The organism is Streptomyces sp. TN58, from assembly GCF_001941845.1.
Classification (GTDB): domain Bacteria; phylum Actinomycetota; class Actinomycetes; order Streptomycetales; family Streptomycetaceae; genus Streptomyces.
Genome location: NZ_CP018870.1, coordinates 2744928 through 2761605 on the forward strand (window position 1 = coordinate 2744928; position 16678 = coordinate 2761605).

The window sequence follows — 16678 nt, forward strand, 5'->3', positions numbered from 1 at the left end:
CCCAGGGCGTGTCGCGCGCCCGCCGGGGCGGGACAGCCCTCAGCGCGCCACGTACGTCCTGGCCGCCTTGTCGTGCCAGCCCTGGCGGCGGGGGCGGTTCACGAGGCACCACAGGCTGCCGGGCAGGCCCAGGAAGGCGTACACGAGCCAGCGCCGCAGGGCGGCGCCGAAGGACGGCGGGCGCAGGGTGGCGGTGGCCAGGACACGGACGCCCAGCAGCTTCTTGCCCGGGGTACGGCCCCAGCGGGCGGTGGGCAGCACCTCGTAGAAGAGGCCGAAGAGGACGACGGCCGCGAAGACCGCGCCGAGGCTGCCGGCGACGGTCGAGTCGAGCAGCCAGACGGTGGTGGTACGGCCGCTCGCCCGGGCCGCGTCGATCTTGGCCTGGACGTGGGCGGTGACCCCGGGCACGAGGGGCCGGGCGACGGCGGCGGCCACGGCGGCGAACACGAGGGAGTCCAGGACCCGGGCCAGGCCGCGGCGCACCAGCCCGGCGGGGCGTACGGCCCGGTCAGCCATCCGCTCGAAGACCTCCCGCGGCGTGCCGGAGCGGCCGGTGCGGGTGCCCGCGCGGGCTTCCTCGGCTCCGCGGGGCTCCCATCCCCGGGCGGCCGGCTCCGCCGCGGGCGCGGCGTCCGGGGCGGGCTGCGGAGCCTTCGGGCGGGCTCCTGCGGGCCGGGGCTCCCACGCCTCGGGGAGGGCGGGCGCGGCGGGCTGCGGCTCACGGCGTACGGGCCCGGCCGGGGCGGGAGCGGGGGCCGGGGCGGGGGCGGGGGCGGGAACCGGAGCGGGGGCGGGGGCCGCCTCGGGCCAGGAGGAGGTGAGTCCGGAGGGGCCGGGGCCGCCCGCTCCGGGCGCGTCGGGCCAAGCGGGGGCGGCGGGGGCCGCCGGGGCGGCCTGCGCGGCCTGCGCGGCCTGTGCGGCCGGGGAGCGCGCCGACAGGATGCCGGCGGAGGACGGCGCGGCGGGTCTGGCGGGTGCCGCCGCGGCGGACGGCGTACGGGCCAGGGAGATCCCCGCGGGCCGGGCCTGCGGCTGCCCGGGCTCTGCGGCGGGAGCGGCGGCGGGGGCAGGCTCGGGGGCGGCAGCAGGGGTGGGCGCGGAGGCGGGTGCGGGCTGCGGGTCGGCTTCCTGCGGGCTGCCCCACGACACCCGGCGGTCGCGGGGCCCGCCGAAGCCCGCCTGGTGCACGGGGTCGGCCTGCCACACCGCCGGTGCCGGCCCGGCCGCGGGATCCGCGTGGGGATCCGGAGCCGGCGCGGGTTCCGCGGGCGCCTCGGTCGCGGGGCTCTCGTCCAGGAACACCGGCCCCGTCTCGTCGGCGCGGACGGCGGGCGCGGCGACGGGGGTCCGGGCGGCGAGCGGGCGGACCGGAGCGGGGACGGGGGCGGGGACGGGGGCGGGGGCCGGGGCCGGGACGGGGGCGGGCGCGGTCATCGGGGTGGGCGCGGGAAGCGGGACGGGCAGGGGGACGGGCGTGGGGACGGGTGCGGGCGCCGCCGGGGCAGGGCGGCTCGTACCGGGGACCCAGGCCGCGCCGTTCCAGTACCGGATGTACCCGGGAATGGACGGATCCGGGTAGTAGCCCTCGCGGGCCGCGTGCTCGCCGTCACCAGGGGAGGCCGTCATGTCCCCAACTCCGATCGTGGCTTGAGGCTTGTGCAAGGGGAGGACCATAGCCAAGAACCGTGGGCCGACAGGTCCGGTAACGGGAGAATCCAAGCCATTGAGCGAACGTCACTCCACACGACTGTTTTCAGACAGCCGACAGGATTCAGCCAATCTCGCGTTCGGCGGCGAAAGTCGCGTCATACCCGGGCACATGGCAGCTCTCCGCAGGTGTGGGGCGCCGTCCGGCCCCCCGCACCGAACCGAAGTGAGGCAGTCATGCACCACCCCGTCATCGAGCGCGAGCTGGAACTGAAGCTGGTCCTGTCACCCGAGCGCAGCATCCCCGTCCCGGCGCGCCTGCTCTACCTCACGGAAGACCCGTACGCCGTCCACATCACCTTCCACACCGGCTCGGACACCCCGGTCCACTGGACCTTCGCCCGCGAGCTGCTCGTGGAGGGGGTGTTCCGCCCGTGCGGTCACGGCGACGTCCGGATCTGGCCCACGAAGGTCGACAACGACGCCGTGCTCTGCATGGCGCTCAGCTCGCCCGACGGAGACGCCCTCCTGGAGGCTCCTGCGCTGTCCGTGTCGGCGTGGCTGGAGCGGACCCTGCGCGTCGTCCCGCCCGGCACCGAGGCCGATCGGCTCGGCCTGGACGCGGCGCTGGCCGAGCTGCTGGCTCCGACGCCGGCCGACGACCTGTGGCTGCGGGACCCGTGGCCGTCGGACGAGTCGGCGGACGGGGACCTGTGATGGCGAACGGCCCCCGGACGCCGCGCGGTCCCCGCGATCCGCGCGACACCCGCGACACCCGCGATCCGCGCGGGCGCCGGAGCCCGCGCGCCCGGCGGAACCCGGCCGGTCTGCGCCTCGTACGGTCAGAGGACCTTGCCGGGGTTGAGGAGCGCCAGTGGATCGAAGGCCTGCTTGACGGCGCGCTGCATCTCCAGTCCGACCGGGCCGAGTTCGCGGGCGAGCCATTCCTTCTTCAGCACGCCGACGCCGTGTTCGCCGGTGATGGTCCCGCCGAGGGAGAGGCCGAGTCCCATGATCTCGCCGAAGGATTCGCGGGCCCGCCGCGTCTCGTCCTCGTCGGCGGGGTCGAAGCAGACGATGGGGTGGGTGTTGCCGTCGCCGGCGTGCGCGCAGACGCCGATGAGGAGGTCCTGGGCGCGGGCGATGGCGGCGGTCCCTTCGAGCATCTCCCCGAGCCGGGAGCGCGGCACGCACACGTCGTCGATCATCGTGGCGGGCCGCAGGGCCTCCAGTGCGGGGAAGGCCATCCGGCGGGCCTGGAGCAGCAGTTCCGACTCCGCCTCGTCCTCGGCGGGCACGACGGCGGTGGCTCCGGCGGCCGTGCACAGCTCCCCCACGGCGGCGAGGTCCTGGGGGGCGTGCGGGGTGTCGAAGGCGGCGAGCAGCAGCGCCTCGGTGGCTTCGGGCAGGCCCATCCTGCCGAGGGCGTTGACGGCGTGGACGGTCGTACGGTCCATCAGTTCCAGCATGGAGGGGGTCAGTCCGGCCTCCATGACGGCGCAGACGGCCTCGCAGGCGGCTGTCACGGAGGGGAACTCGGCGGCGAGGACCAGTTGCCGGGGTGGCGCCGGTTTGAGGGCGAGGACGGCCTGTACGACGATGCCGAGGCTGCCTTCGGAGCCGACGAAGAGCCGGGTGAGGTCATAGCCGGCGACTCCCTTGGCGGTGCGCCGGCCCGTGCGCAGCAGGCGCCCGTCGGCGAGGACGACGTCGAGGCCGAGGACGTATTCGGCGGTGACTCCGTACTTGACGCAGCACAGGCCGCCCGAGGCGGTGCCGATGTTGCCGCCGATGGTGCACTGCTCCCAGCTGGAGGGGTCGGGCGGGTAGTACAGGCCCCGTTCGGCGACGGCCCGTGAGAGGACGGCGTTGACGACGCCCGGTTCGACGACGGCGATCCGGTCGACGGCGCTGATCTCCAGGATCCGGTCCATCTTCACGAGGGAGAGCACGATGCAGCCGTCGGTGGCGTTGGCGGCGCCCGACAGGCCCGTACGGGCGCCCTGCGGGACCACGGGGATCCGTAGGGCGGTGGCGGTGCGCATGACGTGCCGGACCTGTTCGACCGTCCGGGGCAGGACGACGACCGCCGGGGTGCCGGCGGCGCAGAAGCTGGCCATGTCGCCGGCGTAGGAGGCGGTCACCTGGGGGTCGGTGAGGAGGGCGTCGGCGGGGAGCCCTTCGAGGAGGCTCGCTCGCAGACGTGCGGAGAGGTCATCATCCATGGGGCCAGCGTGGCACCCGGGGCCATCGGTGTGAACACGCCCGCGCCCGTCTGCGGACACCCCGGCATGCTCTTCATATTGACGCACAGTGACCCCATGGACCGTTTCGACGAGGATTCGCAGACGCCGGCGCCGCCCGTGACCTTCACCGGCCGCAAGACGCTCGTGGCCGCCGGGGTGGCGGTGGTCCTGATCGCCGGGGCCCTGTTGATCCGCCCGGCCCGGACCGGTGACGACGCCCGTCCGCCGGGGCCGAGCGAACGCGCCGCCGCGGCGGTGGGGATGGGTGCGCCCGCTTCGGCGACGGACGTGGTGGCGCTGGTGGCGGACCGGGAGAAGTGGGTGGCGTCGCACGCCGACGACGACGCCTCGTGGGCGGTGCTCGGCTCCGCCTACATCGAGCAGGCGCGGCGCACGGCGGACTCGGCCTGGTACCCGAAGGCGGAGAAGGCCCTGAAGCGGTCGCTGGAGGTGCGCCCGGCGGAGAAGGGCAACTTCGAGGCGATGACGGGCATGGGCGCGCTGGCCAATGCCCGGCGGGACTTCGGGACGGCCCGGAAGTGGGGCGAGCTGGTACGGGCGCAGGCGCCGAAGGAGTGGTCGGCGTACCCGGTGCTGGTGGACGCGTACACGGGGCTCGGCGACTACAAGGGCGCGCAGAAGGCGATGGAGCTGCTGCTGGAGCTGCGGCCGGGGCTGGTGGCGCACATCAGGGCCTCGCAGGTGTACCGGGACCGCGGCTGGCGCGAGGACGCGGTGGTGTCGATGGAGTCCGCGGCGGCCGCGGCGAAGGCTCCGGCCGAGAAGGCGTACGCGCTGTTCCGGCTCGGGGAGCTGTCGTGGGAGCGGGGTGAGCCGGCGGAGGCGCTGCGGCAGTACGAGGCGGCGCTGCGGACGGATCCGGCGCAGGCGGAGGCGCTGGCGGGCCGGGCGCGGGCGCTGGCGGCGCTGGGGCGCGGCGGGGAGGCGGTGCGGGACTACCGGATGGCGCTGGGGCGGACCCCGGTGCCGCAGCTGGCGCGGGAGCTGGGCGAGCTGCTGGAGTCGCTGGGCCGGGATCAGGAGGCGCGCGCGCAGTACGACGCGCTGGCGACGATGGCGGTCCGTGACAGTGCGAACGGCGTGGACGCCGATGTGGTGCTGGGCCTGTACGAGGCGGACCACGGGGATCCGGCGGCGGCGGTGCGGCGGTTGTCGCAGGAGTGGGAGCGGCACAAGAGCATGCAGGCGGCGGACGCGCTGGGGTGGGCGCTGCACCGGGCGGGCGATCACACGGCGGCTCTGGAGTACGCGAAGAAGGCGACGGAGCCGGGGCTGCGCAGCGCGGACTTCGCCTATCACCGGGCGATGATCGAGCAGGCGCTGGGTGACGAGGCGGGAGCGCGGCGGCATCTGCAGGAGGCGCTGCGGACGAACCCGTACTTCTCTCCGGTGCGGGGGCCGCTGGCGAAGGAGGCGCTGGCGGCGATCGGTCAGCCGCCGCCGGGCGGGCCGGAGCATCTGCAGCCGGTGGAGCCGTGGGTCGAGCCGGAGCTTCCGAAGCCGAACCCGGTGCCGAAGCCGAAGCCTGCGGCGAAGCCCGAGCCGTCGACGAAGCCTGAGCCGTCCGCGAAGCCCGAGCCGTCGGCGAAGCCGTCGCCGACCGCCCGCTGAGCTGCGGCGGGGGTGCGGTGGCCGCGCGTACGGCCCGGTGCGCGGGCGGGCGGCGGGTCGCCGCGCTCTGGCCCACTCCCCTCCGGAGGACACCACGCGGCGGCGCGCCCGGCCCCGCGCACCGGAGCCGACGGCAGCCCGGGGGCGTGGCGGTCGGATCTCGTCGGCCGGATCCGAACGGCACGCCCCAGGCCCCCGGCACGGGCCGGGGGCCTGTAGGGCCTGTATCGAGTTGCCCCGCGGCGTCGCGGCGCAACTCGATACAGGCCCTAGGTACGTGCGCGCGACGTCAGAGGTTGCCGCGCTTCTCCTGCTCGCGCTCGATGGCTTCGAACAGGGCCTTGAAGTTGCCCTTGCCGAAGCCCATCGAGCCGTGGCGCTCGATGATCTCGAAGAAGACGGTCGGGCGGTCCTGCACCGGCTTGGTGAAGATCTGCAGCAGGTAGCCGTCCTCGTCGCGGTCGGCGAGGATCTTCAGCTCGCGCAGCTCGTCGATCGGCACGCGGGTGTCGCCGACCCACTCGCCGAGGGTGTCGTAGTAGGTGTCCGGGACGGAGAGGAACTGGACGCCCGCCGCCCGCATGGAGCGGACGGTGGCGACGATGTCGTTCGAGGCCAGCGCGATGTGCTGGACACCGGGGCCGTTGTAGAACTCCAGGTACTCGTCGATCTGCGACTTCTTCTTCGCGATCGCCGGCTCGTTGATCGGGAACTTGACCTTCTTGGTGCCGTCCGCGACCACCTTGGACATCAGCGCCGAGTACTCGGTCGCGATGTCGTCGCCCACGAACTCCTTCATGTTCGTGAAGCCCATGACCTTGTTGTAGAAGGCGACCCACTCGTTCATGCGGCCGAGTTCCACGTTGCCGACGCAGTGGTCGATGGCCTGGAAGGTGCGCTTGGCCGGGGGCGCCACCATCGGCTCGACGGCGACGTAGCCCGGCAGGTAGGGGCCGGTGTAGTCGCCGCGCTCCACCAGGGTGTGGCGGGTCTGGCCGTAGGTCGCGATGGCGGCGAGTACGACGGTGCCGTGCTCGTCCTTGACCTCGTACGGCTCGTCGAGGCCGCGGGCGCCCTGCTCGACGGCGTACGCGTAGGCCGCGCGGACGTCGGGGACCTCGATGGCGAGGTCGATCACGCCGTCGCCGTGCTCGGTGACGTGCTCGGCGAGGAAGCGGCCGTGGTCGGTCGTCGCCTTGATGACCGAGGTCAGCACGAAGCGGGCCGAGCCGTTGGTCAGGACGTAGCTGGCCGTCTCGCGGCTGCCGTTCTCCGGTCCGGAGTAGGCGACGAGCTTCATGCCGAAGGCGGTCGAGTAGTAGTGCGCGGCCTGCTTGGCGTTGCCGACGGCGAAGACGACCGCGTCCATGCCCTTCACCGGGAAGGGGTCTGCCTCACGCGCGGTGTGCGGGGTGGTTTCGAGGTTCGCCAGAGACTCAGTCATGAGCGCAGAGTCCCGCCGATCCACAAGCTGCGCAATAGTTTCCTGATTGACTGTACAAACTGCACAGCCACGCCAGAGTATGGTTGAAACATCTGTGCACTATGACCACCCACGGGCATGCGTGGGCTGCGGGAGGCTCGCGTGGGTATCGACGAACTCGACGGCCGGCTCATCGTCCTGCTCGCCCGCGAGCCCCGGATCGGGGTCCTGGAGGCCTCGCGCCGGCTGGGCGTGGCGCGCGGGACGGTGCAGGCGCGCCTGGACCGGCTCCAGTCCAACGGCGTCATCCGCGGCTTCGGCCCGCAGGTCGACCCGACGGCGCTCGGCTATCCGGTGACCGCGTTCGCCACGCTGGAGATCAAGCAGGGGCAGGGGGCCGACGTACGGGCACACCTGGACGGGGTCCCGGAGGTGCTGGAGCTGCACACCACCACCGGCCACGGGGACATGCTGTGCCGCCTGGTGGCCCGGTCCAACGCCGATCTCCAGCGGGTGATCGACCGGGTCGTGGGCTTCGACGGGATCGTCAGGGCCTCGACGGCGATCGTGATGGAGAACCCGGTGCCGTTCCGGATCATCCCACTGGTGGAGCAGGCCGCAGAGGACGACAACAGGGGCTGAACACGGGGGCGCTGGGCCCGAGTTCCAAAGAAAGGGTTGCAAATAAATCCTTGCACAGGTTTCTTTGCAACTCTACGGTGGAGCCATGCCCGAGAACAGCGAACGCAGCGAACGCTTGACGTCCACAGGCCCGTTGGGGTCCGGGCAGCCCGTACAGCCGGACGTCCGCTCCCTCGACGCCCGCGCCCTGCGCGGCCTCGCCCACCCCCTGCGCATGCGCCTGCTGGCCGCCCTGCGCCAGGACGGGCCCGCGACCGCCTCCCGGCTGGCCGAGCGTCTCGGCGAGTCCAGCGGCGCCACCAGCTACCACCTGCGCCAACTCGCCGCGCACGGCTTCGTCGAGGACGCACCGGAGCACGGCAAGGGCCGCGAGCGGTGGTGGCGGGCCGCCCACGAGGGCACCCGCTTCGACGAGACGCTGGTCGACGACGGCGACGAGGCCACGCGCGCCGCGGCGGACGTCTTCCTGCGCCAGATCGCCGCGACCCACGCGCGGGAGGTCAACACCTGGCTGGCCACCTCGCACACCTGGTCACCGCAGTGGCGGACCGGCTCGGACTTCAGCGACTTCACGCTCCGGCTGACCGCCGCGCAGACCGACGAACTGGTCCACAAGCTGCACGACGTGATCAACAGCTACCGCGACCTGCCCGCCGAGGAGGGCACGGAGACGGTCCGCTTCCACACCCACGCCCTCCCGCGCCGCACCCGCGAGGTGCCGGGCAGTGCCGACCACCGCGGCGCCGAATGAGCCGGCGTCCGCTGGCCGCCGTTCTGGCCGCCAACACCATCTCCACCGCCGGCAGTTCACTCACCCTGATCGGTGTCCCGTGGTTCGTGCTCCAGACCACGGGCAGCGCGGGCCGGGCCGGCGTCGTCGCCTTCTGCGCCACCCTGCCCGTCATCGTGGCCGCCCTGGTCGGCGGACCGGTCATCGACCGGATCGGCCGCCGCCGCGTCTCCGCCGCCTCCGACCTGATCTGCGGCCTGGCGGTCGGCGCGATCCCGCTGCTGCACCACCTGGGCGTGCTGGAGTTCTGGATGCTGTGCGCGCTGATGGCCGTCGGCGGCCTGGTGCACACCCCCGGACTGACCGCCCGCGGTGTCCTCCTGCCGAACCTGGCCGAGCACGCGGGCACGACCCTCGCCCGGGCCGCGAGCCTCTACGACGCGGTCTCGCGCGGGGCCCGTATGGTCGGGGCGGCCGTGGCCGGACTGCTGATCGCCGGGTTCGGCGCCGAGACGGTACTGCTGCTGGACGCCGCCACCTTCGGGGTGTCGGCGCTGCTCGTCTGCGCCTTCCTGCGCGGAGTCCCGGCCGCCGAGCCGCAACGGGCCGCCGGCAAGGTGTCGTTCGCCGCCTTTTCCGCCGAACTCGCCGAGGGCTGGGTGTTCCTGACCCGTTCCCGCCTGCTCCTGGCCATCACGGTGATGGTCATGATGACCAACGGCCTGGACCAGGGCTGGTCCTCGGTCCTGCTGCCCGTGCACGGCCGGGACGTCCTCGGCGGCGCCACCGCGATCGGCCTGATGATCTCCCTCTTCGGCGGTTTCGCACTGCTGGGTGCCCTGCTCTACGGGATGTGGGGCGAGCGCTTCCCGCGCCGGACGGTGTTCGCGGCGGCCTTCCTGGTGTCCGGCGCCACCCGGTACGCGGTCGCCGCCGTCACCGACACGACGCTGCCGCTCGCGGTGACGATGGCGCTGGCCGGACTGGGCGCGGGCATGCTGAACCCGATCCTGTCCACGGTCGTCTACGAGCAGGTCCCCGAGGAGCTGCGCAGCCGGGTCGCGGGGGTGAGCACCGCGGGCTGCGAGCTGACCATGCCGATGGGCGGGCTGGCGGCGGGACTGCTCGTCGACGGCTTCGGGGTGGGCACCACGCTGCTGCTCTTCGGCGGCACCTACCTGCTCACGACGCTCGCACCGCTGGTGTTCCCCGCCTGGCGGGGGATGGAGCGTGAGCCGGACGTCAGCAGGACGGGGCGGCCTCTCCCCGGTTCAGCGCGCGAAGAGCGTTCACCGCATCCGTCAGCGAAGTGACGGGCACCAGCTGGAGCCCGTCGGGCAGCTCGGCCTGGGCGTCCGCGCACTCGTCCTTCGGTACGAGGAACACAGTGGCACCGTCGCGCCGCGCGGCCTGCGTCTTCAGGGCCACGCCGCCGACGGCGCCGACCTTGCCGTCGGCGGTGATGGTGCCCGTACCGGCGATGGTGCGGCCGCCGGTGAGGTCGCCGCCGCTGCCGTCGCCGTCGATCTTGTCGACGATGCCGAGGGAGAAGAGCAGCCCGGCGCTCGGGCCGCCGACGTCGGCGAGATTGAGGTCGACCTTCACGTCCTTGGGGTCCTTGTGGAGGAAGCCGAGGGCGGCGTCGGCGGCGGACGACTGCGACCTGGCCATCTCCTCCAGGTTGTGCTTCTCGATCTCCTCGTCGCTTCCACCGGAGGAGTAGACGACCTCACGGGGCAGGACGGCCCGATCAGCCGCGAACCAGTAGTCGGCGAGCTCGTGCAGCTGCATCGTCGAGGACGGTCCGGTGGCCCGGATGGTCGTCATCCGCAGCTGCCCGCTGGTGTCCCGGACGGGGGCCCCGGAGACGGTGATGACGGGCTTGCCCTGGTCGGAGCCCAGCACGTCGGCCGTGAGCCCGGGCTCGGCGACCACGAAGGGCAGCGGCGCGAAGGCCGCGGCGGCGAACAGCCCGAGAACGGGCACGGCGCAGACGGCCAGGGCGGCGGGACGCGGCAGACGTGTGAGACGAGAGAGCACCCGCCCAATCTATCCGCCCCGCCTGCCGTTCCAGCCCCGCCGTCCAATCCGGCCCCGCCGGCGTTCGAGGCGCGGGGGTCCGGGGGCGGAGCCCCCGGCAACGGCGCCGCAGACGGGTACGGGCCCCGGCACTCCGGATCCGCCGAGCCCGCGGCCTAGCGAAGGGCGTCGGCGACCTCCCGCGCCGCGTCCACCACCCGCGGGCCCACCCGCTCCGGCACGGCGTCGGCCAGCATGACGACGCCGACGCTGCCCTCCAGCCCGCTGATGCCGACCAGCGGCGCCGCGGCCCCGCTGGCGCCTGCTTCGAGCTCTCCGTGGGTGAGCGTGTACCCCGGTTCGATGAGGGAGCCCTGACGGGCGGCCAGGATGGCCCGGCCGGCGGCCCCGCGGTCCAGCGGGTGGCGGAAACCGGCCCGGTAGGCGACGTGGTAGTCCGTCCAGGTCGGCTCGACGACGGCGACGGCGAGCGCCTCGGTGCCGTCGACGAGCGTCAGGTGCGCGGTGGCGCCTATGTCCTCGGCGAGGGACCGCAGCGCGGGCAGGGCGGCCTCGCGCACCAGCGGGTGCACCTGCCGGCCCAGCCGCAGCACCCCGAGTCCGACCCTGGCCCGGCCGCCGAGGTCACGGCGGACCAGGGCGTGCTGTTCGAGGGTGGCGAGGAGCCGGTAGACCACCGTGCGGTTGACGCCGAGGCGGTTGGAGAGCTCGGTGACGGTCAGACCGTGGTCGGTGTCGGCGAGCAGTTTGAGGACTCTGAGCCCTCTGTCGAGAGTCTGGGAGGTTTCCGCGGTCACGACGCCTCTCCCTCTTTCGGTGAGCGGCGGTGACTCTCGCGGTGGCGCACCGCCGGTCCCGCGGCGGCGCACAGGAGAGGCCGCCGGTAGCGGCCATTGCACCGGCTGCGCTCCCGCGGCGGCGCTGCCACGGTGCGTTCGATGCGGGGAATGTAGCGAGCAGGTCCGCTCAGCGGAAGGGCTCGTCCAGAATCCGGGCGCGCGCTACCTGTTTGTGCCGTTTCCTGATCGCCTCAAGTGTCGTTTCGTGACAACGATTCGCACAGGCGCGGAAGTGGCGGGACGAGGACGGGGCCCGTGCGAACCTCCGCACGGACCCCGTCACACGTACTGGGCGAAACCCCCGAACCCAACCGAACCCGCTGCACTCGGCGCACTCGGCGCACTCGGCGCACTCGGCGCACTCTCGGCGCACTCGGCGCGGTCAGCGCATACGGGTCGCCCACTCCTGCACCTTCTTGATGCGCTCGCGGATCTGCCCCGCCGTCGCCTCCGCGCTCGGCGGTCCGCCGCAGACGCGGCGCAGCTCCGTGTGGATCACGCCGTGCGGCTTGCCGCTCTGGTGGACGTAGGCTCCCACCATCGTGTTGAGCGACTTGCGCAGCTCCAGCAGTTCCTTGTGGGAAACCACGGGCCGCCGCTCGGCCGGCAGCTCCAGCAGGTCCGCCTCCGTGTCGGGCTTGCGGCGGCTGTGCGCGATCTGCCGGGACTGCCGCTTCTGCAGCAGCATCTGCACCTGGTCCGGTTCGAGCAGCCCGGGGATGCCGAGGTAGTCCTGCTCCTCCTCGCTGCCGGGGTGGGCCTGCATGCCGAACTCGGCGCCGTCGTAGAGCACCCGGTCGAAGACGGCGTCGGACTCCAGTGCCTCGAAGGACATCTGCTCGTCCTCGCCGGTGTCCTCGTCCTCCTGCCGGTTCGCCTCGTCCATCTCCTTCTCGGACTCGGCGTAGGGGTCCTCCTCGCCCTGCTTCTTCGGCTTGTCGAGGACGTGGTCGCGTTCGACCTCCATCTCGTTGGCGAAGCCGAGGAGGTAGGGGATGGTCGGCAGGAACACCGACGCCGTCTCGCCGCGCCTGCGCGAGCGCACGAAGCGGCCGACGGCCTGGGCGAAGAACAGCGGGGTGGAGATCGTCGTCGCGTACACGCCGACCGCGAGGCGCGGTACGTCGACGCCCTCGGACACCATGCGGACGGCGACCATCCAGCGGTCGTCGTTCGCGCTGAAGGTGTCGATGTTCTTCGACGCGCCGGTGTCGTCGGACAGCACCAGGGTGGGCCTGGTCCCGGTGATCTCCCGGATGAGCTTGGCGTACGCGCGTGCCGAGTCCTGGTCGGAGGCGATGACGAGGCCGCCGGCGTCCGGGATGCCCTTGCGGACCTCGGTGAGCCGCCGGTCGGCGGCGCGCAGCACGTTCGGCATCCATTCGCCGCGCGGGTCCAGGGCGGTGCGCCAGGCCTGCGAGATGGCGTCCTTGGTCATCGGCTCGCCGAGGCGGGCGGCGATCTCGTCGCCGGCCTTGGTCCGCCAGCGCATGTTGCCGCTGTAGGAGAGGAAGATGACCGGCCGGACGACGCCGTCGCCGAGTGCGTTGCCGTAGCCGTAGGTGTAGTCGGCGGAGGAGCGCCGGATGCCGTCGTTGCCCTCTTCGTAGGTGACGAAGGGGATGGGGTTGGTGTCGGAGCGGAAGGGCGTCCCGGTCAGCGCGAGCCGGCGGGTCGCCGGGTCGAACGCCTCCAGGCAGGCCTCGCCCCAGGACTTCGAGTCGCCGGCGTGGTGGATCTCGTCGAGGATCACCAGGGTCTTGCGCTGCTCGCAGCGGTTGCGGTGGAGCATGGGGCGCACGCCGACGCCGGCGTAGGTGACGGCGACGCCGTGGTAGTCCTTGCTGAGCGGGCCGGCCGAGTATTCGGGGTCCAGCCGGATGCCTATCCGGGCCGCGGCCTCCGCCCACTGCTTCTTCAGGTGCTCGGTGGGTGCGACGACGGTCACCTGCTGCACGACGTGGTGGTGCAGCAGCCAGGAGGCGAGGGTCAGGGCGAAGGTGGTCTTGCCTGCGCCGGGGGTCGCGACGGCGAGGAAGTCGCGGGGCTGGTTCTGGATATAGCGGTCCAGCGCTCCCTGCTGCCAGGCGCGCAGCTTGCTGGCGGTGCCCCACGGGGCACGGCCGGGGAAGGCGGGTGAGAGGTGGTGGGAGGCGGTAGTAGTCACGGTCTCCGGTTCGTGCTCTCGGCGTACTCGGTAAGGGGCAGGCGGTCGTACGTAGGACAACCGGGCCACCCTACCGGGGTGGGCCCGTCCCTCGCGGAGGGACAGGCCCGTGACCTCGGGCGGTGCGGCGAGCGTCACATCGCCTGCCTCAGCGCGCGAACCTCGGCAGCTGCGCAGCGATCTTGGGTACGTCGAGAGCCCCCTGGCACACGTCCAGCACGAACTGCTCGGCTTCGTCCACGTCGAACTCGGGGTCGAGCGGATGCCCGTTCATGTGGAGGAAGACCCAGGCCGCGTACCAGGCAATGCGCTTGTTCCCGTCTACCAGCCCGTGGTTGCGGGCCAGCGATTCCATCAGAGCCGCCGCCTTCTGCCAGATGTCCGGGTAGGCGTCCTGGCCGAACACGCTCGCCTGCGGGCGCGCCAGTGCCGAGTCGAGGAGACCGTAGTCGCGCACTTCGTCCGCTCCGAGACGCTCCGCGAGGTTGAGTAGCTCGGGAAGCGTGAGGTAGTGCATCAGGCAAGCCTCCGGTTCAGCTCTGCGCTCGCCTTCAGCACATGCTCCGCCGCCTCGTTGAACAGTCGGGAGTGTTCGTTTACGGCCTTGATGACCGCGTCGTGCGCGAAGGACTGCATGCTCCGGCCCTCCGCCTCGGCGCGCTCGCGCAGGGCGTCCAGCTCTTCTTCGGTGAATCTGACGTTGAGACCAGCCATGGAATGACGGTACCGCGCGGTACCGCACGGTGTCACGCGGATTCGGGAGTCGGCTCCAGCCGGGTCGCGACCCACGCCCCCACCAGTGCCACGCACGCCATCGGCAGGAACACGACGGCGAAGGCGGCCGGGTTCGAGGCGCCGCCCGCCCCGCCGGCGGTCACCGCGTGCGCGGCCCCGACCGCCCCGCCGCCGAGCGCGGCGAAGGCGGCGCCCCCGGCGGCCAGCAGCACGACGTTGGCGAGGGCGTCGGAGATCTGCAGGGCGGCGGAGTTGGCGCCGACCTCCTGCGGCGGCGACAGCTTCAGCAGCAGCACGCTCGTGGAGCCGATCACCAGGCCCATGCCGAGGCATCCCACGGCCCAGGCCAGTGCCAGCGTCCACACGGGCACGGACTCGACGAGCACTGCGGGCGCGGCGGCGATGGCCAGCGCCACCAGCACCATGCCGGTGACCATCAGCCGTTCCCGGTACGGGGCCGTGCGGCCCTGCGACTGCACCCAGGAGCCGCCGGCCCAGGTCACCCCGCCCAGCGCGAGGGAGAAGCCGGCCATCGTCGGGCTCAGCCCCCGCTGGGTGACGAGCATCAGCGGTACGAAGCTCTCGGCGGCGACGAACGCCCCCGCGGCCACCCCGCGCAGCAGCACCACGGACGGCAGCCCGCGCCGGGCCAGGTACGTCCCGCGGGGCAGCAGCCCCAGCACGGCGGGCACCAGCAGGGCCGCACCGGCGACGCCGGGTACGAGCGAGAGCCACCGCAGGTCCTGGGCGGCGTACTGGAGCAGTCCCGCGCCGACGGAGATCCCGAGCGCGAGGCGGATGCGGCGCCGGTCGAAGCCGCGGGGCTCGCCGTCCACGGGGCCGGAGGCGGTCCGGCGGATGGCGGGCAGCGCGACGACGAGCGGTACGACGACGAGCGCGGGTATGCCGAGGAACACCCACCGCCAGCCGAGGTGTTCGGTGACCGTGCCGGAGGCCAGTGGCCCGACGATGGAGGGCACGACCCAGCTCGCGGCGAAGGCGGCCATGATCGCGGGCCGCAGCCGCTCCTCGTAGGCGCGGCTGACGACGACGTACAGCGCGACGATGACGAGCCCGCCGCCGAAGCCCTGTACGGCGCGGCCGCACACGAACACCCACATGGCGCCGGCGGTCCCGGAAACGACGAGGCCGGCGGCGAAGGCGGCGATCCCGACGGTCAGCGGCTTGAGCGGGCCCTGCCGGTCGGCCCACTGCCCGGCCAGGACCATGCCGAAGAGGCTGGTCGTGAAGTAGGAGGAGAAGGCGAAGGCGTAAAGCCCGATCCCGTCCAGCTCGCGGGCGGCGACGGGCATGGCGGTGCCGACGGCGGTGGCCTCGAAGGCGATGAGGAAGACGACGGAGATGATCCCGATGCTGAGCGTCCGGTACGCGGGCCCCATGACACCGCTGCCGCGCGGCGGGGTCGGGAGGGGTGCGGTTCTCTGCGGCACGCGGGGTTCGAGGGCGCTCATCGCCCCAGCGTAAGGTGCAAGCCCCGGTTTTGACCCTGTCCATTCGACGTATCCCACCCTCGTCCCCCGGACCTAGACGAGTAAGTCCGAAGTGTTGGTCAGTGGTCGTAGGCGACGAGTGATCGGGTGATGGATGTTCCGTTGGCCCGGTTGTGCCAGATGGCTGCGGTCAGGGCCAGGATGCGTTGTCCGACGCGGGCCAGGACCCCAGATGGGGTCCTGGCTCCGTGACGTTCGAGGTCGAGTTGGCCTTTGAGGGTGTCGTTCACCGACTCGATGAGCTGCCGGATCGGTTTGAGCAGGTGCTCGCCCGGCCGTGGCTTGCGGTTGCGGTAGCTGGGCCGCAGCAGGGTCAGGCCGTGGTCGGCCATGAAGGCGTCCAGGTGCTTGGAGACGTAGCCCTTGTCACCGACGATGGTCTGCCCGGGGTGGGTGGCCAGCAGGTCGATGTCCTGGGTGAGCATGCCGGCGAGGACTTCACGCTCGTCCGTTTTCGGGTTGGCCAGCGCCCAGGCAATGGGCAGGCCGCCGGGTGTGCAGAGCAGGTGCAGACGCAAGCCCCAGAAGAACCGTGAGTGCGAGGCGCAGTAGCCGTAACCGGCCCAGCCCGCCAGTTGCGAGCGTTTGACCGTCGGCCGTGAGCGGGCGCACTCCACGGGGGTGGAGTCCACGATCCATACGTCGTCGTGCCACAGGTCGGTGTCGCGGGCCAGAGTGCGGATGAACCGGCTGATCAGCGTGTTGGCGGCCCGCAGGCGCTTGTTGTATCCGGACTGCTCGGGCAGGTAGGGGAACTCGGCGCTCAGGTGGCGGCGGGCGAACCGAAGCCAGCGGGTCTCGGAGGCGAAGCCGAGGACGGCCTGCATGACCGCGAGCGTCAACAGCTCGGCATCCGTCAGCCTCGGCGGACGGCCCCATCGCCGCGTTCCTGCCAGAGAGTCATCAATCCTCACGTACAGTGCAGTCGCGAGGGTTTCGAGATCTGTCGTCACAAACGGATCAACGAGACCCTCGCTTCATGCGCCCGAAAACTTCGGACTTACTCGTCTAGGCCCACGCCGGGCGCGAGGGCGGGGGGCGGGTGAGCGGGCGGGTGAGGGCA

Annotated in this window: 15 protein-coding genes; 5 read left to right on the forward strand and 10 right to left on the reverse strand. The window is 72.6% G+C overall.

The window, feature by feature from the left end:
• Positions 1 to 39: 39 nt before the first annotated feature.
• On the reverse strand, positions 40 to 1629 hold the full coding sequence (locus BSL84_RS12525) for an RDD family protein (protein WP_075970358.1): 1590 nt from the start codon (positions 1627 to 1629) through the stop codon (positions 40 to 42).
• Between the two features lie 258 nt (positions 1630 to 1887).
• On the opposite strand from BSL84_RS12525, the gene BSL84_RS12530 reads away from it, so the two are divergent.
• Positions 1888 to 2367, forward strand: a complete 480-nt coding sequence (locus BSL84_RS12530) for an SsgA family sporulation/cell division regulator (protein WP_030030879.1) — start codon at positions 1888 to 1890, stop codon at positions 2365 to 2367.
• A gap of 125 nt (positions 2368 to 2492) precedes the next feature.
• On the opposite strand, the gene BSL84_RS12535 is transcribed toward BSL84_RS12530, so the two are convergent.
• Positions 2493 to 3875: an FAD-binding oxidoreductase gene (locus tag BSL84_RS12535; RefSeq protein ID WP_075970359.1), complete on the reverse strand. Its 1383-nt coding sequence runs from the start codon at positions 3873 to 3875 to the stop codon at positions 2493 to 2495.
• Positions 3876 to 3971: 96 nt separating this feature from the next.
• Here BSL84_RS12535 and BSL84_RS37470 point away from each other — a divergent pair, with 96 nt between their 5' ends.
• The gene (locus BSL84_RS37470) at positions 3972 to 5528 is read left to right on the forward strand and encodes a tetratricopeptide repeat protein (protein ID WP_267894040.1); all 1557 of its coding nucleotides are present in this window, start codon (positions 3972 to 3974) and stop codon (positions 5526 to 5528) included.
• A gap of 289 nt (positions 5529 to 5817) precedes the next feature.
• On the opposite strand, the gene hppD is transcribed toward BSL84_RS37470, so the two are convergent.
• Complete coding sequence (gene hppD / locus BSL84_RS12545; RefSeq protein ID WP_030030501.1) at positions 5818 to 6972, reverse strand: 4-hydroxyphenylpyruvate dioxygenase; 1155 nt, start codon at positions 6970 to 6972, stop codon at positions 5818 to 5820.
• Positions 6973 to 7113: 141 nt separating this feature from the next.
• Between hppD and BSL84_RS12550 the strand changes: the two genes are divergently transcribed.
• The 3 genes from BSL84_RS12550 to BSL84_RS12560 all read left to right on the forward strand — a co-directional run bounded on the left by BSL84_RS12550 (position 7114) and on the right by BSL84_RS12560 (position 9636).
• Complete coding sequence (locus BSL84_RS12550; protein ID WP_030030502.1) at positions 7114 to 7593, forward strand: Lrp/AsnC family transcriptional regulator; 480 nt, start codon at positions 7114 to 7116, stop codon at positions 7591 to 7593.
• 85 nt (positions 7594 to 7678) lie between these two features.
• Positions 7679 to 8344: an ArsR/SmtB family transcription factor gene (locus tag BSL84_RS12555; protein WP_079273174.1), complete on the forward strand. Its 666-nt coding sequence runs from the start codon at positions 7679 to 7681 to the stop codon at positions 8342 to 8344.
• On the forward strand, positions 8341 to 9636 hold the full coding sequence (locus BSL84_RS12560) for an MFS transporter (RefSeq protein ID WP_075970360.1): 1296 nt from the start codon (positions 8341 to 8343) through the stop codon (positions 9634 to 9636). The genes BSL84_RS12555 and BSL84_RS12560 overlap by 4 nt, the downstream gene beginning before the upstream one ends.
• On the opposite strand, the gene BSL84_RS12565 is transcribed toward BSL84_RS12560, so the two are convergent.
• The 7 genes from BSL84_RS12565 to BSL84_RS12595 form a co-directional block, all read right to left on the reverse strand.
• A complete protein-coding gene (locus BSL84_RS12565) occupies positions 9566 to 10363 on the reverse strand; it encodes a S16 family serine protease (RefSeq protein WP_030030505.1) in 798 nt (265 codons plus the stop codon). The two genes, BSL84_RS12560 and BSL84_RS12565, sit on opposite strands and share 71 nt — an antisense overlap.
• Positions 10364 to 10518: 155 nt before the next feature.
• Positions 10519 to 11160, reverse strand: a complete 642-nt coding sequence (locus BSL84_RS12570; RefSeq protein ID WP_030662724.1) for an IclR family transcriptional regulator — start codon at positions 11158 to 11160, stop codon at positions 10519 to 10521.
• 424 nt (positions 11161 to 11584) lie between these two features.
• A complete protein-coding gene (locus BSL84_RS12575; RefSeq protein ID WP_030031078.1) occupies positions 11585 to 13369 on the reverse strand; it encodes a DEAD/DEAH box helicase in 1785 nt (594 codons plus the stop codon).
• Between the two features lie 148 nt (positions 13370 to 13517).
• On the reverse strand, positions 13518 to 13886 hold the full coding sequence (locus BSL84_RS12580) for a type II toxin-antitoxin system death-on-curing family toxin (protein ID WP_030031079.1): 369 nt from the start codon (positions 13884 to 13886) through the stop codon (positions 13518 to 13520).
• Positions 13886 to 14083 (reverse strand): Arc family DNA-binding protein, encoded by a 198-nt coding sequence (locus BSL84_RS12585; protein WP_030031080.1) that lies wholly within the window; start codon positions 14081 to 14083, stop codon positions 13886 to 13888. The genes BSL84_RS12580 and BSL84_RS12585 overlap by 1 nt, the downstream gene beginning before the upstream one ends.
• 32 nt (positions 14084 to 14115) lie before the next feature.
• Entirely contained in the window at positions 14116 to 15576 is a 1461-nt protein-coding gene (locus tag BSL84_RS12590) for an MFS transporter (RefSeq protein ID WP_075970361.1), read from the reverse strand.
• Between the two features lie 98 nt (positions 15577 to 15674).
• Entirely contained in the window at positions 15675 to 16568 is an 894-nt protein-coding gene (locus BSL84_RS12595) for an IS982 family transposase (protein ID WP_030036058.1), read from the reverse strand.
• Positions 16569 to 16678: the final 110 nt, after the last annotated feature.